The organism is Natrinema sp. SYSU A 869 (assembly GCF_019879105.1).
Classification (GTDB): domain Archaea; phylum Halobacteriota; class Halobacteria; order Halobacteriales; family Natrialbaceae; genus Natrinema.
Genome location: NZ_CP082249.1, coordinates 2,909,785 through 2,935,024 on the forward strand (window position 1 = coordinate 2,909,785; position 25,240 = coordinate 2,935,024).

The window sequence follows — 25,240 nt, forward strand, 5'->3', positions numbered from 1 at the left end:
GAAACCGGTCTCGGTATGCCTCTGTTGGATTTTGGAGGAAATAGGGCCTCGAGTGGCTGTTTTAGTGGATTAGTTGTATGTCGTCTCTTGAGAGTGTGAAGTACAGAGGACCCACATATCATTCAGTGCGATGAGCTGACCAATACTTGTCAGGAACGGAGTGGGAGATACAGAGGATGTGTCTTTCAGGAGTACTCAGAACGATTCGTCCGATTCCTCGCTTTGCTCACCGAGCGCTGGCGGCGTGCGATCACTGTAGCCTTTTCGTCCGATGGCGCCTTCAGGGACGTTGCTAAAGATGGCTGCACGGGCTTCCGTAGCCGAATTGAACTGCTCTTCAGGCACCGGACTCAGCACCTCCGCAAGCGTCTGTTCGCCGTTTTGGAACCCGAGGACCGCACTCCCGTATGCCTCGACCAGTTCTTCGCACGTCGTCGGATACTCGTGCTGATCGAGCTGGTGGGCGAGGGGGCCGAATTCGACCCCGAGTTCTCTGACGCGTTCGCGATCGGTTGGGTCGGACATTACGAAGCATTCTTCATTATCGATCATAATAACACCGCAGGTGATTTCTCGACCTGTTTAGTTCGTCGTAGATGATGATTACGCACTCTGTATCTTGCACGAGATTACGGACAGTATCCGTATCTGGTAGTATTTCCGGCGGTCAGTTCGCACGCCAAACTGAACAGCCAATTCAGCGCTACCGCAGTCGAACGCGAGAGTAGCGCGATTCCGACCGCTGGCGAACTGACGCCACGCTTTTCCACCCGCCCGCCGTTGCGAGGCACATGCCTGATGATCGGAACGTGTACGGCACTGAACTCGAGCCCTGCTGCACCGACCCGATGACGGGCTTTCTTCGGGATGGGTGCTGCCGCCGGGTCGAGTCGGACCGGGGCCGACACGAACTCTGTGCCGTGATGACCGAGGAATTCTTGCGCTTCAGCCGAGCGCAGGGCAACGACCTTACCACACCAAAGCCGGAGTTCGAGTTTCCGGGGCTCGAGCCCGGCGACCGGTGGTGTCTCTGTCTCGCGCGCTGGGTCGAGGCGGTGGAGGCCGGTTGCGCACCACCAGTCGTACTCGAGGCGACCCACGAGGCGGTCCTGCGCGACGTCGACCCTGACCTGCTTCGCGAACACGAGTACGACGCCAGCGATGTGGGCGACCCCGGGACGGTGTAGGGTCGTCCCGTCGCGGGGAATACCCTTTATGCGACGGCTGTCAATCACCCCTATGAGCGATGACGCGCCACAGGGGGACGCCGCGGACGCGTTCGCAGCCCGGGCACAGACCGACCACGGCGAGTCAATCCGCGAACTCGTCGTCTTCGGCGATGCCGTCCGGGGCGACGACCGCGGCGTGCACACGTCCGTGGAGGTACTGCTTGTCCTCGCGGAGACGGACGAGGAGATCGAGCGACAACTCGACGTCCTCGCCGAGACCATCGGGCTCGAGCACGGCGTCGTCTTCTCAGTCCACGTCTTGCCTGCCGAGCGGTTCGAAGCGCAATCGGATCATCCGTTCATCCGAACGGCGCTCGAAGAAGGGCACTCGTATGTGTAGGCGGCAGCGACTCGAGCGGCCTCGGCGCTCGCTCGCTCTCCGCGCCGTGACCACTCTTGGAGGGGCGGTGTAACGATGCGGGTGACCCTGCTCGGAACCGGCGACACGACGGGGACGCCGACCGTTGGCTGCGACTGCGATACCTGTACCGCCGCACGCGAGCGCGGCGTCGAGCGCACGCGGTTCTCGGTCCACATCGAGAACGAGCGGACCGACGAGTCGCTGTTGATCGACTTCAGCCCCGACTTCCGCTATCAGTTCCTCCGCGATGAGGTCCCGCTACCCGACGCCGCCGTCATCACTCACATCCACTTCGACCACCTCGACGGGCTGGGCAACGTCTTCCGCGTGCTGGACGACCTCGAAGTCTACGCGGCCGACGAGACCGACACCGAGACGGGCAAGAGCGTCGCCGAGACGGTCCGGGACGATTACCACTACCTCGATCCCGTCACCGTCGTCCCAACGACGCCGCTCGAGACGGTCCGGATCTGTGGGCTCGACGTGACACTGATCCCGGTCGAGCACCCGCCGCTGGTCTGTTACGGACTCGCCGTCGAGGATCCCGAGACAGGCGCGAAGCTGTCGATCACGGGTGATACAAGCTACGACATTCCCGAGGAGTCCCGCGCAGTGTTGGCCGACGCGGATCTCCTGCTGGCCGACGCGATCGTCCCAGCAAGTCTCTGCGAGTACCACCCCTTGGCGGCCGCCACGAGGAGCCCGACGGCGTCCCGTGGACCTTCGGGACGAAGCACATGACTCGAGAGGGGGCGCTCACGCTGGCCAAAGAACTCGATGCCACGCAGACGCGGTTGGTTCATCTGGCCCACTTCTACCCCGCCGACGAGGCGTTCGAGGAGCCGCTGGCGATCGACGGCGAAGAGTACGTACTGTAAGCGGCGGACTCACGCCGCCGAGTCCGGACGCGATCGTCAACCGAACCAATCAAGCCCTGACTGCTGTCGTCGCTTTCCGCTCGGATCGGCCTCCCACGACGTCCGACGATTGCGTTCGGCCTCGAGATCAACGGCAGTCGCTGACGCGTCCTCGTAGCCCGGACATGCTGTCCCACACTCCGAACCGGCGTCGACCGCGCGGCCCTTCCACTCACAGTAAGGAAGCGTCGCGCCGCTCGCATCGTCCGGGCGGCAGGCCGTACAATCAGGAAACTCGTACGTTCGCCAGCCCTTGCCGTAGGCCCGTTCGGCGATCCGCCGGCGGGCTCGCGCCTTCGCATCGGGCGACACGGTATCGATCTCGGTCCGACCGGGATGGGACTCGAGGGGCTCGATCCCGGGTTCGTCGACGGGTAGCGGCGTCGGCTCGCGGATGATCTCGATCTCGAGCGAGCAGCCCGCGTCCGACCCGTCTCGATGAACCCGCCAGACGCCGACTTCCTCGGGGATTCGGTTCAGGTGTGCACGGGTGACGTAACTCTCGGTCGCGAGAATGGCCTCGTCGACCAGCGCGAGGCTCGCGTCCGTTCGCAGTTGTGCCTCGAGATCACCCGGCTGGCCGAGGTCGGGCTTGTTCTCGATCCCGACGATGCGGTCGTACCAGTCAGGATAGCGGGCGACCTGCCGGACGTACTCGCGGCTTGCGGTCGCGCTGGCGCTGTGATCGCGTTCGAAGAAGCCGATCTCGAGGGCTCGATCGACGGCGCTGCGAGCGCGCTCGGGATGACAGTCGACAGCGTCCTTCCAGTAGCGGGCCTGCCCGGTCCCGATGGCCGACTCGATGGCGGCGTCCGGAATCGACTCGCTCGTGATCGCAGCGCGATCCGCGAATTCGGGGCCGGGTTCGATGCAAAGTACATCGAGGATCCGCCCGCCGGGTTCGGCGACACCGCCGCCGAGCTGGCGCGCGACGATTCCGTCGCATCGCTCTTCGAGACGGGCGCATAGCTCGAGTTCGAACGCGAACTCCGACACGGTACTGGTGAGGGTGGGAGGCGAAATAAGTCGTCGGGTTCGGCGGTCTGGAGACGTTCCATTCGTGTGCCGGACCCGCATATCGACGTCGCCCGAGACAAGGGATAGCTCGCAACCTTTATCAAGCGCACAGCGGAATCACTACCCAAGATTACTCATCGTCTTATGGTAGGAAATCGACAACCGGAGGTGAACATCGGGCTCGTCGGTCACGTCGACCACGGCAAGACGACGCTGGTGCAAGCTCTCAGCGGCTCGTGGACGGATCAACACAGCGAGGAGATGAAACGCGGGATTTCGATCAGGCTCGGCTATGCCGACGCGACCTTCCGCTACTGCGACGGGCTCGACGAACCCGAATGCTACACCGTCGAGGAGGAGTGTGCGGACGGCTCGCCGAGTGAGCCGCTCCGGACCGTTTCGTTCGTCGACGCCCCGGGTCACGAGACCCTGATGGCAACGATGCTCTCCGGCGCGTCGCTGATGGATGGTGCCGTGTTGGTGGTCAGCGCCAACGAGCCCGTCCCACAGCCCCAGACCGAAGAGCACCTGATGGCGCTCGATATCATCGGCATCGACAACATCGTCATCGCACAGAACAAGGTGGACCTCGTCGACGCCGAGACCGCCCGAAACAACTACGACCAGATCAAGGAGTTCGTCGAGGGAACGGTCGCGGAAGACGCCCCGATCGTCCCCGTCTCCGCAGGCCAGGAGGTCAACCTCGACCTGCTCATTCAGGCAATCGAGGAGGAGATCCCCACCCCCGATCGGGACCCCGACGACGATCCCCGAATGCATGTCGCCCGCAGTTTCGACATCAACAAGCCAGGCACGACCGCGAAAGACCTCGCCGGCGGCGTTCTCGGTGGCAGTCTCGTTCAGGGCGAACTCGAGGTCGGCGACGACCTCGAGATCCGGCCCGGCCGTGAAGTCGAGGAAGGCGGGAAGACCGAGTACGTCCCGATTGAGACGTCCATTCGCTCGCTCCAAGCCGGCGGCGAGGCCGCCGAAACCGTCACACCGGGCGGCCTGCTCGGCGTCGGGACCGGACTTGACCCCTCGCTCACCAAGGGCGACGCACTGGCCGGCCGGATGGCCGGTCCGCCGGGCTCGCTCCCGCCGACGTGGAACGAGTTCACCATGGATGTCGACCTGCTCGAGCGGGTTGTCGGTGCGGAGAGCGGCGAGACGGTCGACGAAATCAGCACGGGCGAACCGCTGATGATGACCGTCGGCACAGCGACGACCGTCGGCTCGGTCACCAGCGCCCGCGAGGGCGAGTGTGAGGTCAAACTCAAGCGACCCGTCGCCGCCGATCCAGGGACGAAAATCGCGATCAACCGCCGCATCGGCGCGCGCTGGCGGCTGATCGGTCTGGGAACGCTCACGGACTGAGGCAATGAGCACGCGGACGCGGGTCGCCCTCGATACGAGCGCGCTCATGATGCCGGTCGAACTCGACGTACGGCTGTTCGAGGAACTCGAGCGGCTCTTGGACTCGTTCGAACCGACGATTCCACAGGCCGTCCTCGAGGAACTCCGGCGACTCTCGGAGAAGGGCGGCCAGGAGGGAATGGCCGCGACCGTCGGCCACGACCTGGCGACCGAACGCTGTCTCGTCGTCGACACGGAGGCATCGTACGCTGACGACGCTTTGGTCGAACTCGCCCGTGAGGGTGCAGTCGACTACGTCGTCACGAACGACCGCCCGCTACGCGACCGGGTGCTCGAGGCGAGCAGACCGGTAATTGCATTACGCGGGAGAAACAAGTTAGCGATCACTCAACCATAGATGTACAAACGGGTTAGACTGAAGGACACAGTAGAAGTACCGCCGGAAGAGCTCGGCGACGTTTCGCCGGACCGAGTCAAGCGACTGCTCCAGGACAAACTCGAGGGGCGGATGGACGAAGAGGTCGGGAGCGTCGTCTCCGTCACCAATGTCCACGATATCGGCGAAGGAACGGTGTTGCCAAACCGGCCGGGCGTCTACTACGAGGCCGAGTTCGACGCCGTCACCTTCGATCCGGAGATGCAGGAGGTCGTCGACGGCACCGTCGTCGAAGTCGTCGAATTCGGTGCCTTCGTCGGGATCGGCCCCGTCGACGGATTGCTGCACGTCTCGCAGATCAGCGACGAATATCTCGCCTTCGATGGCGAGAACCAGCGGCTGGCCTCGAACGAGTCCGCGCGCTCGCTCGGTGTCGAAGACGCCGTCCGGGCCCGAATCGTCACCAAGAGCATCGACGAACGCAACCCTCGCGACTCGAAGATCGGGCTCACCGCGAAACAGCCCGGGCTCGGCAAACACGGCTGGCTCGAAGAAGAACGCGAAAAGCGCGAAGCGACCGCAGGTGAATAACCATGGCATCCGACCGCCTCGTCTGTCGCGAGTGTCACCGGGTCAACGAACCGGACAACGAGACCTGTGACGCCTGTAACTCCTCGTCGCTGACCGAGGACTGGGCGGGCTACGTCATCATCGCCCACCCCGAAGAGAGTCAGATCGCAACGGAGATGCAGATCACCGAACCGGGCGCGTACGCCCTGAAGGTTCGCTGACTCGCGTGACCCGCGACGACAACGAAGAGCCGACGCTCGCCGACGACGACCAGCTACTGGTTTTGCCGGACGACCTCCGCCACGAGCTCAAGGAGCCGATGGGCCCGATCGAAACCGACGCAGAACGGCTCCTCGAGACCGTCGACGGCCCGATCATCGCCGTTGGCGATGTCGTCACCTACCACCTTTTGCAGGCGGGCCGCCGACCGGACGTCGCGCTCGTCGACGGCCGAACCAAACGCAGCGCGGTCGACGAAGAGATCCGCGACGCGGTCACGTCTGGTGCGAGCATCGAAGTGCGGAACCCGCCCGCCGAACTCTCCGCGCCGGTCGTTCGGGCGCTTCGACGTGCGCTCTCGACGGACGAACCCACGACGATCCTGGTCGACGGCGAGGAGGACCTGGTTGCCCTGCCGGCGATCGTTGCTGCGCCCGAGGGCGCGAGCGTCGTCTACGGCCAGCCCGACGAGGGGATGGTCCACGTGAAAGTTGCCGACGACCACCGGACCGAAATGCGCGACCTGCTCGAGCGCTTCGAGGGCGATACGGAACGGTTCTGGAACCTGCTCGAGGCCGCCGACGGACGCGAATAGCGGATATCCTTCCCCGTCACCGAGACGCGGCCGACCGCTCTTATCGGAACGTCCCGCTGAGCGGGCGGACGTCTCACCCGACGGCTCCCGGGGTGAGTACATATACCGGTGAGCGCGTATCCCATCCGATGGAAGAGAGCATTTCTGGATTCAAAGTAGTCGGCGATTGGGATACGGTAGTCGAGCACGGCGAACGCATCACGCAGGCACTTCGAGAGCTCGACGAGCCGGCCGATGCCGATTCGTCCAGTTGGTTCGCGACTGCGCTCGACAAGTGGGACGAGTGGCGACCCAAGGCCCACGAGACCTTCGACCGAGACGTCAAGGAGAAGACCGCCGTCCAAGCGAGCGTGAGCGAAGGCGAGGCCGAGGAGGTCGGCACCGAGCCGGAGGAGGACCTGTCCGTCGCCGGTGAGAAACTCTCGGAGTCGTACGACGCGCTCGAGGACCGCGATATCGACGAAGCGGTCGAGACGGGAAACGAAGCGCTCGACCACGCCGCTCGAGCGGCCGACGCCGTGAGTCGGAAGGCGATACGAGCCGTCGAGATGAATGTCTATCAACATGTCATGACACAGCTCTCGCCGTGTTACTTCGACAACGAACTCATCAGCGCCAATATCCAGCAGTCGGTGCAGGAGGCCGACGAGCGGTTCAGCTTCGAGGTGAATATCAACGACGACGCCCTCAAGGCGGATGTTTCGGACGTGCTCGCTCGGTACGAAGACGAGGTCGATCGCTGGCATGTCGATACCGAAAAGAACACTGAATCCCTCGAAGCGGTCGAAGGCGCCGAACTGCCGCCAGAACTCGGCGACCAATCGCGTCCGACGACGACCTGACACCGCGCTATTCGATTCTCGAACCGCTCTCGAGAGCTTGTCACTCGACGACGGTATGCTCAAGCGTGCCGATCCCCTCGACTTCGAGTGCGACCGTATCGCCGTCCTCGAGCCACTGCCCTAACTCCAACCCGCAGCCCTCGCCGACGGTGCCGCTGCCGATGACGTCGCCGGGGTGGAGCGTCTCGGACTGGGAGATGTGTTCGATGATCTCGGCGAAGGAGTGGTACATTTCGTCGACGGTCCCCTCCGACCAGACCTCGCCGTCGATCCGGGCGGTCATCGGGGCGGAGAGCACGTCGATGTCCTCGCGCGGGACGACGTAGGGACCCAGCCCGTTCGCGAAGTCCTTCCCCTTGGCCGGCCCGAGCCGGCCCTCCATCTCCTCGCCCTGAATGTCGCGGGCGCTGAAATCGTTGAAGACGGTGTAGCCGGCGATGTGGTCCGCGGCGTCCTCGGCCGGGATGTCTCGGCCCCGCTTCCCGATCACGGCCGCGATCTCGAGTTCGTAGTCCATAATCTCGGAGTAGTCGGGCCACTGGATCGTCTCACCGGGCGCGACCACGCTGTCGGCGTTGCCCTTGTAGTAGACCGGCAGTCTGTACCAGACGTCCGCGATTTCGCCGTCCATGCTGTTTGCACGTGCTCCTCGATCGCCATGCAGTCTCGCAGCGAGTTGGGTCGCGGCAGCGGTGCGAGCAGCCGGTACTCGCCGGGTTCGTACCGGAGCGTCGCGCCGCCGGGGCCGCGCTCGGCGTCCGTCTCGGCCGCGTACTCGAGCGCTTCTCTCGCGTCCGCGATTGCCCGATCGCCGCGCTCGAGGAAGGCGATCATCTCCGGCGGAACGTGTGCGCGGGCCAGATCCGCGGGCGCGGGTTCGCCCTCGGCCTCGAGGGTCGCGCCGTAAGCGGCGGTGAGGTCCACGAGGGTGGCCTCGCCCGCGGGGCTGTCGTCGGAATCGGTCGCCTCGACGGCGGCCCCGATTCGCTCGACGGGGCCGACGGGGGTGTCGACCTCGAACGTCGCGAGCTTCACGCCGCCTCACCCCCAGTTTCGGCGTCGGTCCCGTCGGTCGCCCTGTCTCCGTTTGCCGTGTCCATCTCGAGCATCGCGACCGGCCGCACCCAGCCCGCGCTCCCGTTTTCGATTATGATGGGGAACGCGACCAGCGGGATATCGGTCTTGCACGGCAGTGCGTCGAGGTTGGCCATCTTCTCGATCTGGCAGTACTCGACCTCCCGGCCCGCGAAATGGGCCGGCCACAACTCGTCCTCGTCGCCCGACTCGACGTACCGTTCGCCCATCGCGGCGAACGGCTTGTCGAAGCCGTAGGCGTCCGTCCCGATCACCCTCACCCCCTGCTCGACGAGGAATTTTGTTCCTTCTGCGCTCATCCCGGGAAATTGGGTGAGGTATTCGGGTTGGCCCCACAGCTCGTCGGCACCCGTCTGGAGTAGGACGATCTCGCCCGGCGAGAGGTCGTGATCGAGGTCTGCCAGCGCGTCCTCGAGATCTGCCACGGAAATCTCACTCCCAGGGTCCATCCACCTGAAATCGAGGACGACCGCGTTCCCGCGACACCACTCGAGGGGGATCTCCTCGATCGTCTTCGCCGGTTCCCCGTCGACCTCTGGGCCGTAGTGCCACGGCGCGTCGAGATGGGTCCCGGCGTGAGGGATGGCCTCGACGTCCTCCCACGCGAGTCCCATCCCATCGGGGAAGTCGTCAGGCTCGACGTCATACCCTTGTGCCTGTAGGTTCTCGGCGAGGCGTTTCGCGCCCGCCTCGTGGCCGAACGCGTCGATGCTCGGCGGCGTGGGTTCGCTCGCGACGCCGTCCTCAAGGCCGATGCTCAGGTCGACTAACGTTGTATTGTCACCTGTCATCAATTCACTCATAGTAGTCACGATTATGGGGAACAACGTAAGGTTGGCCGTCAGGATCGACGTCCGAATCGATCCATGGAGACGAGCTAAGTACCATTCTGGACCAGTAACCGACATGCGGTGGCGCGCGCTGTCGACTGGCCGAGAGATAACGAGGGTAGTCGACGACAGTATATGAGGGATGAGTGAGCGACTGAAAGGAGCGAGCATTAGCGCGGGACCGACGGTCCTGCGAACCATCCAAACGGGTGCTTCGCACCCGTGAGGAGAAATCGGTTGGGGTGGACGTGGCCACTCCCTGTTGCCACGATAGTAGGACGCTTCTTTCCAGTCATTCCCAGTCGAACACCGCGCTCAATAAACAGTAGTACTGGCAGAGCCGACAGCACCGCTAATCCCGGTCGAACCGCTCGAGCCACTGTTCCGGATCACCTTCGGTCCCCAGTTACGAGAGACACGTCTCGAGAAACTATTTACCGGCCGGTGTGAACGTGACGAGCATGTACGATTTCGTCGTCGTCGGCGTCGGCCCGCCGGGCGCGCGCTTCGCCCGTCGAGCCGCCGAGGAGGGATACGACGTGCTCGCCCTCGAGAAGGGACAGATCGGCGAGCCGCTGGCCTGTTCGGGCCACGTGAGCACGGATATCTGGGAGTTCACGGATGAGGACGCTCGCGAGGAATTATTCCAGAACGAGATCTACGGCGCGCGGTTCCACGTTGGCGGTCCCGGGAGCGACTCTTACCCGTTCTACAAGGACGAAGTCGCCTCGAACGTCATCGACCGCGTGGGGCTGGACCACCACCTCGCCGACCTCGCCCGCGAGGCGGGTGCGGACGTCCGGGAGGAACACACGGTCACTGCGGTCACCGAACATCACGACCGCGTCGATGTCGTCGCCAGCGGGCCCGACGGAACCGTCGAGTTCGAGGCGAAGATGCTCGCCGGCTGCGACGGTCCGCGCTCAAGAGTGCGGGACGAACTCGACCTCCCTCAGCCCGAGGAGTTGCTCCACGGGGTGCTCGCCTTCTCCGAGGAAGACGACCATGAGGATTTCGTCGATGTCCATCTCACACCGCCGACCTTCTTCGCGTGGCGGATCCCCCGCGGCGAGGCCGGCGTGGAGTACGGCCTCGCGGCTCCCCCGGGTGTCCAGGTGACCAAGCACTTCGAGGAACTGATCGACGGCTACGAGATCGATGTCTCCCATCGTTGCTCGGGAGCGATTCCGGTCGGTCCGCCGGATCGCGTGACCAGCCGTCGGGCCTTTCTCATCGGCGACGCGGCGGCCCAGACCAAGCCCTTCACCGGCGGCGGCATCCTCTATAGCATGACCAGCGCTGACCACGCCGCCCGCGAGATCGACCCCGATCGACCGACCACGCTCGCGGCCTACGAACGCGTCTGGCGCGAGGATTTAGCGCGTGAACAGGAACTCGGCCGCTGGATCCGGCGGGCGTACTCACTGCCCGAGCCCGTCCAGCGGCTCGGACTGGGGGCGCTGTCGGGCGAGATCGGCGTCCACATGGACCGACCGACGTCGTTGGTCTCGCTCGAGCACCTCAAAGCAGTGCTCTCACGGACTTGATTCGGTCATACCACCTCCTCGACGACCGTTCCGACGCCGATCATGCCGATCACGAACCCGGCTATCAATCCGATGATGGGGACAATTCCGGTCAGCGCGGAGACGACAGTCGCGACGACCAGAGCGGGGAGCCAGCCGCCGGCCGCGAGCCGACCGACCGCGAGATAGCCGAATTCACTGGCGACAAGCAGGAAGACGACGTAGACGGCGAGCAACGGAAATGCGATGATGAGCCCGATTCCCGTCATCGCCAACAGGAACGACGCGCCGATGACGACGACCAGACTCAGGACGCCGTAGACGAGCGCCGGACCGGGCGACTCGAGCGCGCGATCAGTGCGCCGTCGCGTCCCGTCCGGGCTGACGGCGATCAGGAGCCCGCCGATGACGAGCGTGATCAGGGCGGGGATGACCGCGTCGGCGTACCAGGGGTACTCGCTTACCGTCTCGACGCCGGTTCTGATCTCGTCGGTGCCGCGTTGAGCGAGCGCCGTCGACGGACCGGCCGCGAGGAATAGCGCTGCCCCGAGGGCAATCTGGCGGACAGGGAGGGCTGGCAATCGCATGTTTCTCTCGGTTCTTGACAGGGATAAATAAGTATAGATTCGTATATGTCTGCGGCCGTCGGCGGTTCGCCGAGCGACAGACCGAAGGCGTCGGTAGCGGAAGAACGGACAGATGACCGAACGGGGTGCGGCCGTCGCGCGCACGCTTGAGCGCTGTGGCATCATCGACGCCGAGCGCTTCCGCCCGACCATGGAATTGGCGTGGCCCCGGATCGTCACCGGCTTCGCGATCATGTCCAAGCAGACGGCCGACCTCGCGATGGTCGGGATCGCGGTCGGAACGGCGGGCACTGCGGGGCTCGCGTTCGCGCTCGGGTACTGGCAGATCGTCACGCTGCTGGGCCTCGGCCTTGCGGGCGGCACCGTCACGCTCGTCTCACAGAATTACGGGGGCGAGGAGACTGCCCGCGCGTCGCTGGCCGTCAACCAGAGCGTCCTGCTCGCGATCGGATTCTCGCTTCCGATCATGAGTGTCTTTCTCGCCGTCCCGGACCCACTGATCGGCCTGCTCGGTGCGAGTCCGGACGCGCTTCGTCACGGGAGTGTCTACCTCGTCTACGTCGCGCCGGCCGTGGTCTTTGAGCTACTCAATCTCATCGCCAGTCGAACGTATACAGGCGTTGGCGACACGTTCACCGAGATGGTCGCCCGCGCCGGCGGTGCAGTCCTCAATATCGTTCTCAGCGGCGCGCTCATCTTCGGGTTCGGGATGGGCGCTGCCGGCGCGGCAATCGGGACGACCCTCGCGAGCGGGTTCGTGACCCTCGTCCTCGCGTGGGGGATGCTCGGCCGATCGTACGGTCGACTCGGGATGGAGCCCAGTCCCGTCCCGATCGCCCGCGGCGGCCCCTGGTTCGAGCCGACGCTGATCCGCCAACTGATCGAGATTTCGCTCCCGGAGATCGGCCGACGGCTCGCACAGGGCGCGATCGTCTTCCCACTGCTCTGGATCGCCGCCTCGTTCGGCCCCGTCGTCGTCACGGCCCTCGAGGTCGGCCGACGAGTTCGGGCCCTGATCAACAGCGTCAACTGGGGGCTGTCCCTCGCTGCGAGTTCGCTCGTTGGACAACACCTCGGTGCCGGCGAGGAAGCGGAGGCAGGGGCCTACGGCGCGGGGATTATTCGGCTCTCGACGGTGATCTACACCGGGCTGACCGTTTTGGTCGTGCTCTTCGCGCGGCCGATCGCGGGGCTGTTCGTTACCGACCCCGAGGCGCTCGCGCAGGCCGCTGTCTTCGTTGCCGTCGGTGCGGTCAGTTCGATCGGCTACGGCATCGACGGGGCCGCTGCGGGGGCGCTGCTGGGGGCCGGCGACACCCGCTGGCCGTTCGTCGCTTCCTTACTCGGCCGCTACGCCTTCGCCCTCCCGGCAGCCGCGCTCGGGCTGGTCACACCGTTGGGTATCGGCGGGCTCTATCTGGCGCTCTTCCTCGAGACAGCCGTGCCGGGCGGGATCAACTACTGGCTGTTCCGGACCGGCCGGTGGAAGGCAGTGAGTCGTCGGTATCGGCCGTCCTCGGATCCCGGCTAACTGCGCTCGAGTCGGGCGAACTCGGCCAGCATATCCCCGGCCAAGGACTATACCCGCCGGCGGTGTCAGTTTCCGCGGATCATGGGCGAAACTGCCAAAGTCATCAAACTGGTCGGTACCTCGACCGAATCCTGGGAAGACGCCGCCCAGACCGCGCTCAACGACGCGGACGAGACGCTCGAGGGGATCACCGGCATCGAAATCGAGTCCCAGACGGCCGACGTAGAGGACGGCGAAATCGAAACGTATACGACGACGATCCACGTCTCGTTCGGACTCCAGCGCTGAGGTGTCAGCGAGACGGATCGCATCACTGTTTTTACTGCATCTGGTTTGAGACGCGAGTCACTCCGGTCTCCTGCTCGGTTTCCTCACGGAACGAACGGCGTACGGGTCGGCAAAACAGGGGTCACGCGGTCGAGGCGGGGTCCGATTCGAGCAGCGGGATCCCGTTCGACTCGAGGAAGACGAAGAGCCGAACGAGCGCGAGTCCGAGGCCGATCGCGCCGATGGCCGCGAGCGCGATAACGGCGATATCATCGGGTACTCCCATCGATACCGCCAGCAGCGATGCGGTAAGCGAGAGGAGTGTGATGGTCGTCACCAACTGCAGAGTCGACTGACTCAGTGCGAACCACGTCGACTGGGAGACGTATCGGTCTCGTTTTCGAGCGTAGGCCATGCAGAGTTGTTACTCATACTACATTATAACTCTTTCCTGGCGGTGTACTTGCGGATCGGCTCGTCTCCTGCTCGTCGGCGTCGCTCCCTCGCTCTTCGGCGACGACGTACTGGACTTCTACTATCAGCGACTCGTCGCTGTGGGGCCTGATCGCCTCGTAGAGCCGATCGGCGAGGCCCGGTTCCGGGCCGGGCTCTCGACCGGAGACCGTGACGACAACCCGATCGATCGACTGAATCGGGTAGTCGCCGTCGAGTTCGACTTCGACGTCTTCGACCTCGAGTCCGTCGTATCGCGACTCGGCGAGCACCGCGTCGACCTCGTCTTCGGCCGCCGACTCGAGTTCGGTGGTGTGGAAGTCGAGCAGGGTGACGCCGGCCAGCGGCGCGGCGAGCACCACCAGTCCGATGCCAAAGAGCGCCGCGTAGGTGTAGGTCGGCGTTCGCGTGGGCGAGACTTCGAACAGTCCCTGCGGGCGATAGCCGGCGATCCACAGCGTCGCCAGTGCGGCAAGATTGATCGACAGGAGGTTCACGATCACGAGAACGGCGGCACCGATCGCCGCGCCGGACATCCCCCAGGCGACCGTGATCCCGACCGCAGCAGAGGGAGGAATGAGCGCCGCGGCGATCATGACGCCGACGATGGCCTCCGAGAACCCTCGTGTAAGACTCAGTATCCCGGCGATCCCGGCACCCAGCGCGACCGCGAGCGAGAAGAGGTTGGGCGCGACCCGCTCCTCGAGTTCGGTGGCGACGACGATGTCGACCCCTGCAGGCTCGAGCCCGGCCAGACGGCGAGCGTCGCGAGGGCGATCGAGGCGACGATGACCATCGTCACGCCGACGATCTGATAGGTGAAGCCGGTCGACTTGAGGCGATCGTCGCCAGTCACGATGCCGACGTTGGCGGCGAGTGCGGGTCCGAGCAGTGGCGCAATAACCATCGCACCGATCACGACCGCCGGCGAATCAGCTAGTAGCCCGGCGGTGGCGACGACGGCGCTGATCAGCAGCATGACGGAATAGATCGTAAACGGGGGCGTGAGCTCGTCGGCCTTCGTGCGCAATACCTGTCTCGAGGTGCGTGATCCCGTCTGCCCACCGCGACTGTATCGCTCTCGGAGCGTCGCGAACTGCTCGGAGACGACCGTCTCGGCGTTAATCACGACCACGCTGGACTCGTCGCCGATTCCGGCTCGCTGCAATCGGTCGAGCAGGGGCTCGACGGCCTGGGTTGGGACCGGAAACCGAACGACCGCGGTGTACCCCCTGCCGCTGGTCTCGTCGCTGACGACGTAGTCGATCCCCTCGTCCTCGAGGATGTCGAGAACGGCCCGGCGCTTCCCCTCGGGCACCGCAATCTCGAGATAACGCATACTGGGGGCACACGCGAGCCGGGGATAGTCCTCCGGGCGGCAGTGGACGGGTAGCCGTCAGCCGTCGGTGCCGACGATTCCGCAGGCGATCGCCTCGGGCTCGAGCAGGTCTTCGCCGTCGACGGCGTCGGGGTGCAAGAGGAGGACCGTGTCGTCGGGCATTTCGTCTTCGACCCGAACCCGCCGACCGAGCACCTCCTCGAGCTCGTCGACGTCGTCGATATCGAACTCCCGCTCGCAGAGGCGTTCGGCGTTGGCCCGTGAGAGGACGAAGACGAGCTCCCCCGGCTCGAGATGTTCGCTTTCCGCGGCCTCGAGCAGGGTCTCGAGCGAGTCAGAGCGAACGGCCTCGAGCGAGCGGATCGTCACGCGCTCCGTGTCCGATCCCGGCGCTTGCTGTGACTGCGTGCGGATGCGGGCGGTCAGTTCCTCGAAGTCGGTCTCGGCGTCGATACGCGAGTTCATACGCCGTGATGGTGATTGTCATCCTTGACAGTGTGGCCGGCCAGTTCCGGTATTCGGGTGTGGCAGTGACGAATTTAGGGCGACTACCGCGACAGAGGCTGGTGACGACGAGCGTCCTGACCGCTGATTGATACTGTCGGACAGAACTAGTTGACTATCGATCTTTCGCGATTGACTCTGCAGTGACTTCTGTCCGACAGGATGTGTCTACGCTGAACATCCCTCGAGCAGTATCACCGAATCAGACAGTCAGTCTCGTCATAACTGCGGTTTTTAGGCCACCTCGATGTACGAAGCCTGATGTCGACGATAGCCGACCTCCGGCTTCCGGCGGCGGAGACAGCCCTGGCGACCACATTCGAGCGCGCGCCGGAGGCCACGTTCGAACTCGAGTCCTCGGTGTTGAAGACGCGGCCGTCGCTATGGGTATCCGGTGTCGATCCCGAGACGGCCGCTACTGCCTTCGAGGCCGATCCCTCAGTCGAGACGGCCGAACTCCTCGTCGAAACGGGGTCGCGACTGCTATACGACGTGACCTTCGCCGCGGGTGCCGGAACGATCCTTCTCTGGGACGACCTGCTTGCCGACGGGGGCTCGCTGCTCGAGGCGCGGGCGAGTGACGGCTGGTGGCAAGTGACCGTACGCTACCGCGACCGTGACACGCTCTGTGACGCCTACGATCGGCTTGTTGACCGCGGTGTCAACGCCGATCTGCGGCGCGTGACCGACGTGACTGATGTCGAGGGCCACAAGACGCGACTGACCCCAGAACAGCAGGAGGCGCTCGAGGCCGCACTCGAGTACGGCTACTTCGAGATTCCCCGCGGGGTGTCGATGGAGGAACTGGCCGAGGAGTTGGGAATCTCCCATCAGGCGCTCTCCGAACGGTTTCGGCGGGCCTACGAGACCCTGGTCGACGCCGAACTCCAGCCCGCGGGGGAGGAGTCACGGCTCGACTGATCGCCGATCGCGGGACGATCGACCAATAATCGTCCGCGATGGGTCAGGAACGCGGCACAATCGTTATTTGATTGGCTTGCGTTCGGCCCCACATGGCTGACCTACTTTCCGACGAGGAGATCGAGGCGGAACTCCCTGCCGAGTGGGAACGAGACGATGACGAGATCGTTCGCGTCTACGAGTTCGACGACTACCTTCGGGGCGTCAACTTCGCCCAGATGGTCGGTGAAATCGCCGAAGCGCAGTTCCACCACCCCGAGATCATCATCCGGTACTCCGGCGTCGAGATCCGGCTGACCTCCCACGAGGAGGGCGGTATCACCGGAGACGACATCGAGATGGCGGAGTTGATCGAGTCCGAGCGCGACGCCTGATACGGATTACTGTAACGATTTACCGGCGCAACCCCAGAGCGGACGGGGTTGCGCCGGCAATGACTTACAGTAGACCGTATGACGCCATCGACCCGAACACGCGACTAACTTCACGATGGATGCCAGTTACGTCTTCCGCGTCCGGTTCCGTATAGAGCCCACACGGGAGTTCGTCTCCCTCGAGCCGAGCTCCGCGGAGACGACGGTCACACTCTTTCGCGAGGCTCCAGAGCCGGATACTGAGGGGTGGCTGTTCTTCCGAAACACGTTGTGGCGCGGCGAGGTCGCCGATCAGGAGTACGGCCGCCGACTCGCGGCGGAATGGCTCGGCGTTCCCGAGCGGACCGTCGAGAGCGTCGACTTCCGCGAACTGCAGACCGATGAGGAGTACTTCGACACGTTGCAATCGTCAATCGCATCGGACCTGGAGGCGTTCAAGGCCGATGACGTCTCGGACGCCCTCTCGAAGTATCTGGGCTCGAGCGTTCGCGTGACCGGCACGGACGAGGGCGACTAGCGGACGTATCCCGTCGACGAGTGGGCTCACTGCGGTCGAACCGCGAGCGCTCGACAAACCCGTGTGCGCGTCTCAGATCGATCGGACGCCGCTGCTCGAGGAGCAGCAGTGAGCGATCGGACTCACGTTCCCTCCTCGAGTCCGGCGCTCACTCGACATCGTCGTGCGTGAGCAACGGCCGCGTTCGCTCGCCCGGAGGGGGTTCGTAGGTGACGACCTCGAGGAGATTCCCGTCGGGGTCGAGGAAGTAGAACCCCTCGAACTCGTCCCAGTCGTACGGACCCTGTTTTGGAAACTGATCGTCAAATTCATCCATCAGCGCCGCGTAGGCCTCGCGATCGGTCTCGAACGCGAGGTGGGCCTTGTCGAGGGGATGCTCGAGCCCTCGCTCATCCCAGTTCTCGGCGCGACCCGTTTCGGCCAGCGTCACGACTGTTTCGCCGGCCCGGAACATCGCGTGCTCGCCCTGAAAATCCGCCGGCGGTCTGACGAGTTCGAGGTCGAGGGCGTCGCGATAGAACTCGTAGCAGGGCTCGAGCGCGTCGACGTCGACGTTGATGTGATCGACGGCATCCATGTGCGATGATACCACGGACGGCTTCAAGAGCCTATCCGTGGCAGCGCCGTCGAGACGAGTTTGAGGACGCGAATCGACGCCGGCACGCGACCCGGTGGCGGGTTCCAGATTTATGACGTTCGCCGTGGTACGACGACTGAATGCTGACTGGACGAGGTCCACTGCTCTCGATCGACGTCGGCACGCGGTCCGTCGAGACGGACCGGATCGACGGCGTCCTCTCGAGGTACGTCGGCGGTCGAGGCGTCGGAACGAAACTCGCATACGACCGTCTGCCGTTCAACGTCGATCCGCTGGGCCCGGACAACGCGCTCCTCTTCAGCGCCGGTCCGTTGCAGACGGCACGGACGAGCTTCACCGGCCGGCTGAACTGTACAGCCGTCTCGCCGCTGTCCAACGGGCTCGTCTCGTCGAACGCCGGCGGGTTCCTCTCCCAGCCGTTCGCAAACACCGGCTACGGAGCGCTCGAGGTGACTGGCGAGAGCGATCAGCTGCTCGCGGTTCACGTGACCGACAAGGGCGTCTCGTTCGAGGACGTACCGGAACTGGCCGGCGCGACCGTCCCTGAGGTGACGGCTCACATCGCGGATCGCCGCGGCTTCGACGACGACGAGGCGGCCTCGCACGTCGCCTGCGTCGGTCCGGCCGGCGAGAACGAGGTGCGGTTCGCCGCGATCGTGACCTCGGGCGGCCGGGTCTTCGGCCGCGGCGGACTGGGCGCGGTGATGGGATCGAAGAACATCAAGTGCCTCACGTTTGACGGCGACGCTGCTCCCTCGATCGACGTGCCCGACGTCGCCGGGGAGATTCACGCTGCGGCCGCCGAGAGCGACCACGTGATGAAACGGCAGGGAACCGCGGGGTTGACCGGGTTCGCCAACGAGATCGAAGCGCTGCCGACCAGGTACTTCAGCGAGCTCTCGTTCGAGGGGATCGACGGCATTAGCGGCGAGCGCGTCGCCGAGAAGAAGTACAAGCGGGGTACCTGCTCGAGTTGTGCATTCGCCTGCAAACTGCCCACTAGGGACGACGAATCGGGCCTCGAGACCGAAGGGCCGGAGTTCGAGACGGTGATGGCGTTCGGGTCGAACGTCGGCGTCGACGATATCGTCGACGTGATGGGCGCGAACGAGCGGTGTGACGCGCTCGGCCTCGATACGATCGAGTGCGGGGCGGCCGTCGCGGCCTACCTCGCAAGCGAGGACGCCTTCGGCGACGCCGATCTCGTCCACGACCTCGTCGAGAAGATCGCCTCTCGCGAGGGCGTTGGCGACCTGCTCGCCGAGGGGGTCGCCCGGTGTCACGACGACCTCGGTGTCCCCGACTGGTCGATGAAGGGTGTGGCGTTCCCGGCCCACGACGGGCGGCGGCTCAACGGGCAGGGACTGGCGTACGCCACCTCCAATCGCGGTGCGGACCACCTCTACGGCAGCATGTACGTCTACGAGTATCCGATGGTCGATCAGGAGAGGGCCCTCGAGCCGGCGGGACTCGAGGGGAAGGTCGACCACCTCGTTCGGACCGAGAACAAGAAGGCGGTCCTCGACAGCGCGATCCTCTGCAAATTCTCCCGGACGACGGTCGAGAGCGGGCAACTCCCCGCGCTGCTCGCGACGACGGACGAGGCCCTCCAGCGACTTGGCGAGCGGATCGTGACCCTCGAGCGCGACTTCAACGCTCGGCGCGGCTTCGACCGCGACGACGACGACGATCTGCCGTACGACCTCGAGGGCCTCGAGTCGGCGCTCGATACCTATTACCGCCGTCGGGGCTGGAACCCGGACGGCACCGTGCCGCCGGATCGGCTCGCCGAACTCGAGCCGTAAGTCGCGGTTCGGAATCGCGACCGAACGCCGATCCCGGCTCAGCCCTGTTCGGTCTTGGAGGGTGTCCGTCGCCAGTCGGGCTCCTCGCGGGGCGGTGCGAGTACCCCGATCCCGACCGCGTCCTCGCTACTCCGATTTTCCGCGCCGTGGCACTCGTTGCTCCGGAACATGTACGCGTCGCCGGCCGCGAGCGCGTACTCCTCGCCCTCGACGATTGCGGTGAGTTCCCCTCGAGGACGAACCCGATCTGCTCGTTCGCGTGCGTGTGGGACGGTAGTGTCGCCCCCGATTCGATCCGCCAGTAGACCATACCGGCCCGCTCTCCTGTCTGAAGGTCCGCGAGGTACACCCCGTCGGCGACTTCCTCGAACGCCGCGCGGGTCGTCGATAGTCGTTCCATGGGAACAGGAAACACTCCCCACTGCCGCACTGATAAACGTATCATGAAAACGTTTTAAGCCCCTTTCTGGTGTGGGGTGTCCCATGTTAGCGGACCGATCGATCCGGCTGTTCCACCTCCCGTTCTCGTTCATGCTGCCACAGAAGGTAGCGAGCGAGCGAGGCTACTTCCGCGAGGAAGGGCTCGCGGTCGACCTGGTCGAGCGAGACAGGCGCGACGTCGAGGTCAAGTACATCCCCGCGGCGGAGACGCTGACGGGCGAGTACGACGTGGACCTCTACCCCATCTGCAAGTGGGAGAGCATCCGCCGGACGTGGACTATGGGCGACGGCCGAATCGTCGCGAACGGCACCTTCGCGAGCCTCCCGTACACGGTGTTCACACGTCCCGAGTCGGACGTCGAGACGCCGACCGACCTCGCGGACGTTCCGGTCGGCGTCAACCGGCGGACGGGACAGGAGTATACCGCACGCAAGGCGCTCGAGGAACACATCCCCGCCGACGAGGTCGACCTCGTCGGCTGCGGAATGCCGACCGACCGGCTGCAGGCGCTCTACGAGGGCCGGGTCGACGCCGTGACGCTCATCGATCCCCACAGCACGCTCGCCGATCACCTCGGCTTCCGGCGGCTGCTGGAGTACGACAACCACATGGGGATCGTCGGCGGCGACGCGATCGATCGCGACCTGCTCGAGGCGTTCCTGCGGGCCTACGGCCGCGCTGTCGAGGATATCAACGCCGATCCCGATGCCTTCCGCGGGACGTATCTGGAGATGCTCGAGGCTGACGCCGCGGTCGCGCCTGACTTGTTCGACGACGTCGACGTGGACGCCGTCCGCGAGGAGATCACCGTGCCGCAGTACGAAGTCCCGGAGCCCGTCGACCGCGAGGAACTCGACGAGCACCTCGCCTGGATGCAGGATCGCGGGTTGATCGACGAGAGCGCATCGATCGACGATATCGTCGCGCCGCTGTGACCGCCTCTCGAGACCGCCAAAAATACCACAACTCAACTATGACTGACATCGACATCAGTTCCCAGCAGGCCGCAATCGACGAGTTTCAGGGCGATCCCAGCGACCGGCCCGTTTTACGGGCGCGATTCGAGCATAACGGCAGCCCGCGGTACATGCTCTATACAATCAAGCGCTTTGGCTACGACCACGACTACGACTTTCATCTCGACCTGCAACTCGTCTCCGACGAGCTAGACGAGGGCCGCGAGACAGTCGAGGCGAAACTCCAGGAGGGTGACGCTGACCTGATCGATATCGACTACATCTCGACGGCCCGCGAGCGCGCCGCGGGCGCGCCGATCGTTGCCTTCCACCCCTATGGGCAGACCGTCGGCGGGCTGGTCGCGCCAACCGACTCGCCGATCGAGGGGCTCGCGGACTTGTCGGGCCACCGCATCGGCGTCGTCAGACGGCTCGACAAGAACTGGATCCTCGTCCGGGCGGCCTGCCGGGAGTTCCACGGCTTCGATCCGGACGAGACGGCGACGCCGGTCGAAGCCGGGTCGAAGGTCGAACTCACCCGCCTGCTCGAGGACGGTGAGGTCGACGCCATCCTCCAGTTCTGGCAGATCGTTCCGGAGATCGTCGAGACCGGACCCTACCGCGAGGTACTACCGATGTCGCGGCTGGTCGACCGACTCGCCGACACCGACGGCGATCGCCCGATCCCCGTCTCGACGTTCTTGACGGGCGAGGCGTATCTGGCCGACCGACCCGATGCTATCCGCGGATTCAAGGGTGCCTTTCGGGACGCCGTCGAGCGACTACAACGGGACGACGAACTCTGGGACGAGATCGGCGAGCAGCTCATGTACGAGGACGACCCCGAAGTCGTCCACGCCGTGCGCGACCGGTGGCGAGAGATGGTCGTCCCCGACTGGGACGAGACCACCGTAGCGGGTATGGAACGGCTGTTCGAACACCTCAGAGCCGTCGCCGGCGCGGAGGCGCTCGGCATCGACGAACTCCCGGCTGGACTGTTCCGCACGGACCTCGAGGTGGAAGCATGACCGCGACCGAGCGGATCTCGTTCCAACTCAACTGGGAGCCCAACGGCTTCCAGTCGCCGTACTTCCTCGCCCGCGAAGAGGGGTTCTACACGGAGGAGGGCCTCGAGATCGAGTTCGTCGAGGGCCACGGCTCGCCGTACGCGGCCGAACGCGCCGCCCGTGGCGACGCCGATATCGCGCTTGCCGGTGCAAGCGCCGTGCTGGCGGTACAGAGCGAGGGGTTCGAGCCGCTCGCGGTCGCCGCGGTAACCCAGAAGACGCCGGCGGCCGTCTACACGTTGCGGGATGTCTTCGGCGAGCCCCTCTCCGAGCCTGAGCAGCTTGCAGGCCGAACCGTCGCGCCCTCCGCGACGAAGACGCGGATCCTGACCGCCCAGTTGCTCGAGAACGCGGGCATCCGTGACAAGGTCGACCTCCTTGAGGTCGATCCGCACACGCACCACCGCGTCCAGCACAAGGTGATCGACGGGACGGTCGACGCGGCGGTCGGCGTGGTCACCAACGGAATCGAGATCGGCCGGGAACACGACCGGACGCCCGACGAGCTCCCGATCGGCGAGTATCTCGATATCTACGGGATGACGCTCGTCACCGGTCCCGAGTTCGCGGACGAGCGGCCGGAGGCGATTCGGTCGTTCCTCCGCGCGACTGCCCGCGGCTGGGCCGCCGCGACGCGCGATCCAGAACGAGCTATCGACGTGCTCGTCGACCGCAACGCCACGCTCGAGCGCAACCGTGAGATCGAGCGGCTGAAGTTCAAAACCGCCGCCCACCGACTGCAGTTCACGCCGTACGTCCGAGATCACGGGTGGGGCGCGCAGGATCCGGCCCGCTGGCAGCGACTCGGCGAGACGCTCTCCGAGACGGCGCTGCTTGAGGGCGAGATCGATCCGGACGCGGTGTGGACCGAGACGTTCCGCCCCGACGGTGAGCCGATCGTCGACGACTACGCCGACCGGGTCCGACCGACGGCGGAGTGACTGACCGTCGAACCGACTCTACCGATCACGCGAGACGCCCTGTCCGATCCGGAATTCGAGACTGAACGCGCTCTCCGTCCGGCGATCGGCGATAGACATTTACTCGAGAACCCCGTATCCCTGTGTCCAATGGACCTCGAGCGCGAGTACGATTTCTGGCTGCTCGACCTTGACGGCACGCTTGTCGACGTTGAGTGGTCCTACACTCGTGAGGTGTTCGACCGGGTCGGCGACCGTCTCGGCCGCGAGTTCACCGATCGGGAAGCCGAAATCCTCTGGAACGGTCTGACCGGCTCCCGTGACCGCCAGCTCACGGAGTGGGGGGTCGACCCGACGTCGTTCTGGGCGGTCTTCCACGAGGAGGAAGACCCCCTAGTCCGGGCCGAGCAGACCTATCTCCACGAGGACGCCGCGTTCGTCGCCGACCTCAAGGTACCAGTCGGGCTGGTGACCCACTGTCAGGAGTTCCTCTGTGAACCCGTCCTCGACGAGGTGGGGATCCGCGACTGGTTCGACACGCGGCTGTGCTGTACCGAGGAGACGGGCTGGAAGCCTGACCCGGGACCGGTCGAGTCCGTCATGGCTGACCTCGGAGTCGGCTACAACGGCCATCAGGGCGTGCTCGCGGGTGACGGTGCGAACGACATCGGCGCGGCCTGGAACGCCGGCCTCGACGCGATTCACGTCGAACGAGTCGGCCACGAACGCCGGGGGCAGTGCGTGCTCGGCGACTATCGCGTCCACTCGTTCGACGAACTGTACTGACCCGCCGCCGAACGACAATTCAGGGGAAGTCCCCTTTCTGATGGAGGGCGAAGGGAGACCATGGACATCGACGACACGGATTACGCGATTTTGTATCTTCTGCAGGCGGAGACCCAGGCGGGGTTCACCCACGACGAGATCGCCGAGCAACTCGATGTTTCCTCAAGTACAGTCAGTAATCGCATTCAACGTCTGAAGGACGAGGGCGTTCTCGAGAAGTTCGATCCGGTGATCGACTACGAAGCAGCGGGTGCGCCCCACCACATCCTGTTCGTCTGTACGGCACCGATCGCCGACCGCAAGTCTCTCTGTGAGCGGGTCGTCGAGGTCCCGAACGTGGTTAACACTCGCGAACTGTTGACAGGATCCCAGAACCTGCACGTTGAGGTTGTCGGGATGAATTCGGAAGATATCGAGACCGTCGCCGAGGAACTGGACGCCCTCGGCCTTGAGATGAACACTCCAAGATGCTTCGCACGGAGTACAGCCGCCCGTTCGATCACTTCGGCTCCGAAGTCGTGAGCGAATCTGGATCGGAGTGAGGGCTCCACTTCCTCCTTTTATTCGCCGCTTGCAATTGATTGTGCCTTCATTTCATAGAGGACATACAGAATAAATGTTTCCTGCTGGCAATATATAATGACACATACCACCATACTTATACATCTGACCGGCATTACTCGGATAATGGATTCTCAGGTATCGACCCAGTCCTCCCCGGGTGCCCAAACCCCGGTTTCGATCCGCGTCGTCGAAGCAGTCGCAGCACGGGAAGGAATCGATCCACTCGAGGTGTCGCCGCCGCTTCATGACGTCCTCGATCCGACCGCGCTGGACGAACTCTTCGAACCGACGGGAACCAGTCAGCGACCGGACGGCACCGTCTCGTTTACGTATCACGGCCACCGCGTACGCGTCGACAGTGACGGCCGAGTCACACTCGAGGACGACCCTAAGACCCAAAGGGATGCCCGAACACAGGCAGGGATGGAATCACAATGAAGTACTGTCTCGACTGCGACTGGAGCGAAACCACCGCCAACGAACCGTCTCAGCAGGACCGCTCTCAAGCGGCGATCGAACACCACGTCGAAACAGGACATACGATCGACTCGCGCGAGTCCGAGATTCCGCCGCTGACGCCCGACATCGCGGGCGACGTGTTCGTTCGCGACCTCGTTCCCTCGAGCGACTGAGTCGCGGTGACCGCCGGGTACTC

29 protein-coding genes and 4 pseudogenes are annotated in these 25,240 nt (G+C 64.7%); 23 read left to right on the plus strand and 10 right to left on the minus strand.

The features are described 5' to 3' along the window. Positions 1–195: 195 nt before the first annotated feature. The gene (locus K6I40_RS22530; protein ID WP_222916823.1) at positions 196–525 is read right to left on the minus strand and encodes a hypothetical protein; all 330 of its coding nucleotides are present in this window, start codon (positions 523–525) and stop codon (positions 196–198) included. A gap of 266 nt (positions 526–791) precedes the next feature. Between K6I40_RS22530 and K6I40_RS22535 the strand changes: the two genes are divergently transcribed. The 3 genes and pseudogenes from K6I40_RS22535 (at position 792) to K6I40_RS22545 (ending at position 2,468) form a co-directional block, all read left to right on the plus strand. Further along, positions 792–1,187 carry a DUF2237 domain-containing protein gene (locus K6I40_RS22535; protein WP_222916826.1) on the plus strand — a complete coding sequence of 132 codons (396 nt, stop codon included), beginning with the start codon at positions 792–794 and terminating at the stop codon, positions 1,185–1,187. A 52-nt stretch (positions 1,188–1,239) separates the two neighbouring features. Beyond that, positions 1,240–1,569, plus strand: coding sequence for a hypothetical protein (locus K6I40_RS22540; protein WP_222916829.1), 330 nt, complete (start codon positions 1,240–1,242; stop codon positions 1,567–1,569). A gap of 75 nt (positions 1,570–1,644) precedes the next feature. Then, positions 1,645–2,468 (plus strand): annotated as a pseudogene (locus K6I40_RS22545) (MBL fold metallo-hydrolase). Between the two features lie 36 nt (positions 2,469–2,504). Here K6I40_RS22545 and K6I40_RS22550 read toward each other — a convergent pair. Then, a complete protein-coding gene (locus K6I40_RS22550) occupies positions 2,505–3,503 on the minus strand; it encodes a DUF5787 family protein (RefSeq protein ID WP_222916832.1) in 999 nt (332 codons plus the stop codon). A gap of 165 nt (positions 3,504–3,668) precedes the next feature. Here K6I40_RS22550 and K6I40_RS22555 point away from each other — a divergent pair, with 165 nt between their 5' ends. From K6I40_RS22555 to K6I40_RS22580, 6 genes are all read left to right on the plus strand, one after another. After that, positions 3,669–4,901 (plus strand): translation initiation factor IF-2 subunit gamma, encoded by a 1,233-nt coding sequence (locus tag K6I40_RS22555; RefSeq protein WP_222916835.1) that lies wholly within the window; start codon positions 3,669–3,671, stop codon positions 4,899–4,901. A 4-nt stretch (positions 4,902–4,905) separates the two neighbouring features. Further along, positions 4,906–5,298 carry a DUF188 domain-containing protein gene (locus tag K6I40_RS22560; RefSeq protein ID WP_222916838.1) on the plus strand — a complete coding sequence of 131 codons (393 nt, stop codon included), beginning with the start codon at positions 4,906–4,908 and terminating at the stop codon, positions 5,296–5,298. Continuing rightward, entirely contained in the window at positions 5,299–5,868 is a 570-nt protein-coding gene (locus K6I40_RS22565) for a DNA-directed RNA polymerase (RefSeq protein ID WP_222916841.1), read from the plus strand. 2 nt (positions 5,869–5,870) lie between these two features. Continuing rightward, positions 5,871–6,068, plus strand: a complete 198-nt coding sequence (gene spt4, locus K6I40_RS22570) for a transcription elongation factor subunit Spt4 (protein ID WP_006185929.1) — start codon at positions 5,871–5,873, stop codon at positions 6,066–6,068. A gap of 5 nt (positions 6,069–6,073) precedes the next feature. Then, positions 6,074–6,661 carry a GTP-dependent dephospho-CoA kinase family protein gene (locus K6I40_RS22575; protein WP_222916844.1) on the plus strand — a complete coding sequence of 196 codons (588 nt, stop codon included), beginning with the start codon at positions 6,074–6,076 and terminating at the stop codon, positions 6,659–6,661. A 128-nt stretch (positions 6,662–6,789) separates the two neighbouring features. Then, complete coding sequence (locus K6I40_RS22580; protein WP_222916847.1) at positions 6,790–7,503, plus strand: DUF5828 family protein; 714 nt, start codon at positions 6,790–6,792, stop codon at positions 7,501–7,503. 40 nt (positions 7,504–7,543) lie between these two features. On the opposite strand, the pseudogene K6I40_RS29060 reads toward K6I40_RS22580, so the two are convergent. Both K6I40_RS29060 and K6I40_RS22590 read right to left on the minus strand, forming a co-directional pair. After that, positions 7,544–8,538 (minus strand): annotated as a pseudogene (locus K6I40_RS29060) (fumarylacetoacetate hydrolase family protein). Beyond that, complete coding sequence (locus K6I40_RS22590; protein WP_222916850.1) at positions 8,535–9,401, minus strand: cyclase family protein; 867 nt, start codon at positions 9,399–9,401, stop codon at positions 8,535–8,537. Before K6I40_RS22590 ends, K6I40_RS29060 begins: the two are co-directional and overlap by 4 nt. A 488-nt stretch (positions 9,402–9,889) precedes the next feature. On the opposite strand from K6I40_RS22590, the gene K6I40_RS22595 reads away from it, so the two are divergent. Beyond that, complete coding sequence (locus K6I40_RS22595) at positions 9,890–10,975, plus strand: geranylgeranyl reductase family protein (RefSeq protein ID WP_222916852.1); 1,086 nt, start codon at positions 9,890–9,892, stop codon at positions 10,973–10,975. A gap of 5 nt (positions 10,976–10,980) precedes the next feature. Here the strand turns inward: K6I40_RS22595 and K6I40_RS22600 are convergent, their stop codons facing one another. Beyond that, a complete protein-coding gene (locus tag K6I40_RS22600) occupies positions 10,981–11,541 on the minus strand; it encodes a hypothetical protein (protein ID WP_222916854.1) in 561 nt (186 codons plus the stop codon). A 112-nt stretch (positions 11,542–11,653) separates the two neighbouring features. On the opposite strand from K6I40_RS22600, the gene K6I40_RS22605 reads away from it, so the two are divergent. Together K6I40_RS22605 and K6I40_RS22610 are read left to right on the plus strand one after the other, a co-directional pair. Then, positions 11,654–13,072, plus strand: a complete 1,419-nt coding sequence (locus tag K6I40_RS22605; RefSeq protein ID WP_222916856.1) for an MATE family efflux transporter — start codon at positions 11,654–11,656, stop codon at positions 13,070–13,072. A gap of 81 nt (positions 13,073–13,153) precedes the next feature. Continuing rightward, positions 13,154–13,360, plus strand: coding sequence for a dodecin family protein (locus K6I40_RS22610; RefSeq protein ID WP_222916858.1), 207 nt, complete (start codon positions 13,154–13,156; stop codon positions 13,358–13,360). Between the two features lie 121 nt (positions 13,361–13,481). Here the strand turns inward: K6I40_RS22610 and K6I40_RS22615 are convergent, their stop codons facing one another. The 3 genes and pseudogenes from K6I40_RS22615 to K6I40_RS22625 form a co-directional block, all read right to left on the minus strand. Further along, entirely contained in the window at positions 13,482–13,754 is a 273-nt protein-coding gene (locus K6I40_RS22615; RefSeq protein WP_222916860.1) for a hypothetical protein, read from the minus strand. A gap of 13 nt (positions 13,755–13,767) precedes the next feature. Next, a pseudogene (locus K6I40_RS22620) lies at positions 13,768–15,131 on the minus strand (TIGR00341 family protein). Positions 15,132–15,188: 57 nt separating this feature from the next. Beyond that, the gene (locus tag K6I40_RS22625) at positions 15,189–15,596 is read right to left on the minus strand and encodes a hypothetical protein (protein ID WP_222916862.1); all 408 of its coding nucleotides are present in this window, start codon (positions 15,594–15,596) and stop codon (positions 15,189–15,191) included. A 300-nt stretch (positions 15,597–15,896) separates the two neighbouring features. Here K6I40_RS22625 and K6I40_RS22630 point away from each other — a divergent pair, with 300 nt between their 5' ends. The 3 genes from K6I40_RS22630 to lwrS all read left to right on the plus strand — a co-directional run bounded on the left by K6I40_RS22630 (position 15,897) and on the right by lwrS (position 17,447). Continuing rightward, on the plus strand, positions 15,897–16,556 hold the full coding sequence (locus K6I40_RS22630) for a helix-turn-helix domain-containing protein (protein WP_222916864.1): 660 nt from the start codon (positions 15,897–15,899) through the stop codon (positions 16,554–16,556). Between the two features lie 92 nt (positions 16,557–16,648). After that, positions 16,649–16,930, plus strand: coding sequence for a 4a-hydroxytetrahydrobiopterin dehydratase (locus tag K6I40_RS22635; protein ID WP_222916866.1), 282 nt, complete (start codon positions 16,649–16,651; stop codon positions 16,928–16,930). 115 nt (positions 16,931–17,045) lie between these two features. After that, a complete protein-coding gene (gene lwrS / locus K6I40_RS22640; RefSeq protein WP_222916868.1) occupies positions 17,046–17,447 on the plus strand; it encodes an LWR-salt protein in 402 nt (133 codons plus the stop codon). 148 nt (positions 17,448–17,595) lie between these two features. On the opposite strand, the gene K6I40_RS22645 is transcribed toward lwrS, so the two are convergent. Further along, positions 17,596–18,024, minus strand: a complete 429-nt coding sequence (locus K6I40_RS22645; protein WP_222916870.1) for a VOC family protein — start codon at positions 18,022–18,024, stop codon at positions 17,596–17,598. 140 nt (positions 18,025–18,164) lie between these two features. Here K6I40_RS22645 and K6I40_RS22650 point away from each other — a divergent pair, with 140 nt between their 5' ends. Beyond that, on the plus strand, positions 18,165–19,850 hold the full coding sequence (locus K6I40_RS22650; protein ID WP_222916879.1) for an aldehyde ferredoxin oxidoreductase C-terminal domain-containing protein: 1,686 nt from the start codon (positions 18,165–18,167) through the stop codon (positions 19,848–19,850). A 38-nt stretch (positions 19,851–19,888) separates the two neighbouring features. Here the strand turns inward: K6I40_RS22650 and K6I40_RS22655 are convergent. Further along, positions 19,889–20,250, minus strand: a pseudogene (locus K6I40_RS22655) (cupin domain-containing protein). 83 nt (positions 20,251–20,333) lie between these two features. On the opposite strand from K6I40_RS22655, the gene K6I40_RS22660 reads away from it, so the two are divergent. From K6I40_RS22660 to K6I40_RS22690, 7 genes are all read left to right on the plus strand, one after another. Then, positions 20,334–21,227, plus strand: a complete 894-nt coding sequence (locus K6I40_RS22660; RefSeq protein WP_222916881.1) for an ABC transporter substrate-binding protein — start codon at positions 20,334–20,336, stop codon at positions 21,225–21,227. A 38-nt stretch (positions 21,228–21,265) separates the two neighbouring features. Then, positions 21,266–22,276, plus strand: coding sequence for an ABC transporter substrate-binding protein (locus K6I40_RS22665; RefSeq protein ID WP_222916883.1), 1,011 nt, complete (start codon positions 21,266–21,268; stop codon positions 22,274–22,276). Beyond that, the gene (locus K6I40_RS22670) at positions 22,273–23,256 is read left to right on the plus strand and encodes an ABC transporter substrate-binding protein (RefSeq protein ID WP_222916885.1); all 984 of its coding nucleotides are present in this window, start codon (positions 22,273–22,275) and stop codon (positions 23,254–23,256) included. Before K6I40_RS22665 ends, K6I40_RS22670 begins: the two co-directional genes overlap by 4 nt. A gap of 129 nt (positions 23,257–23,385) precedes the next feature. Continuing rightward, entirely contained in the window at positions 23,386–24,021 is a 636-nt protein-coding gene (locus K6I40_RS22675; protein WP_222916887.1) for an HAD family hydrolase, read from the plus strand. A gap of 60 nt (positions 24,022–24,081) precedes the next feature. After that, positions 24,082–24,543: an Lrp/AsnC family transcriptional regulator gene (locus tag K6I40_RS22680; RefSeq protein ID WP_222916889.1), complete on the plus strand. Its 462-nt coding sequence runs from the start codon at positions 24,082–24,084 to the stop codon at positions 24,541–24,543. Positions 24,544–24,708: 165 nt separating this feature from the next. After that, entirely contained in the window at positions 24,709–25,023 is a 315-nt protein-coding gene (locus K6I40_RS22685) for a HalOD1 output domain-containing protein (protein WP_222916891.1), read from the plus strand. After that, a complete protein-coding gene (locus K6I40_RS22690; protein ID WP_222916893.1) occupies positions 25,020–25,217 on the plus strand; it encodes a hypothetical protein in 198 nt (65 codons plus the stop codon). Before K6I40_RS22685 ends, K6I40_RS22690 begins: the two co-directional genes overlap by 4 nt. The last annotated feature ends 23 nt before the right edge of the window (positions 25,218–25,240 follow it).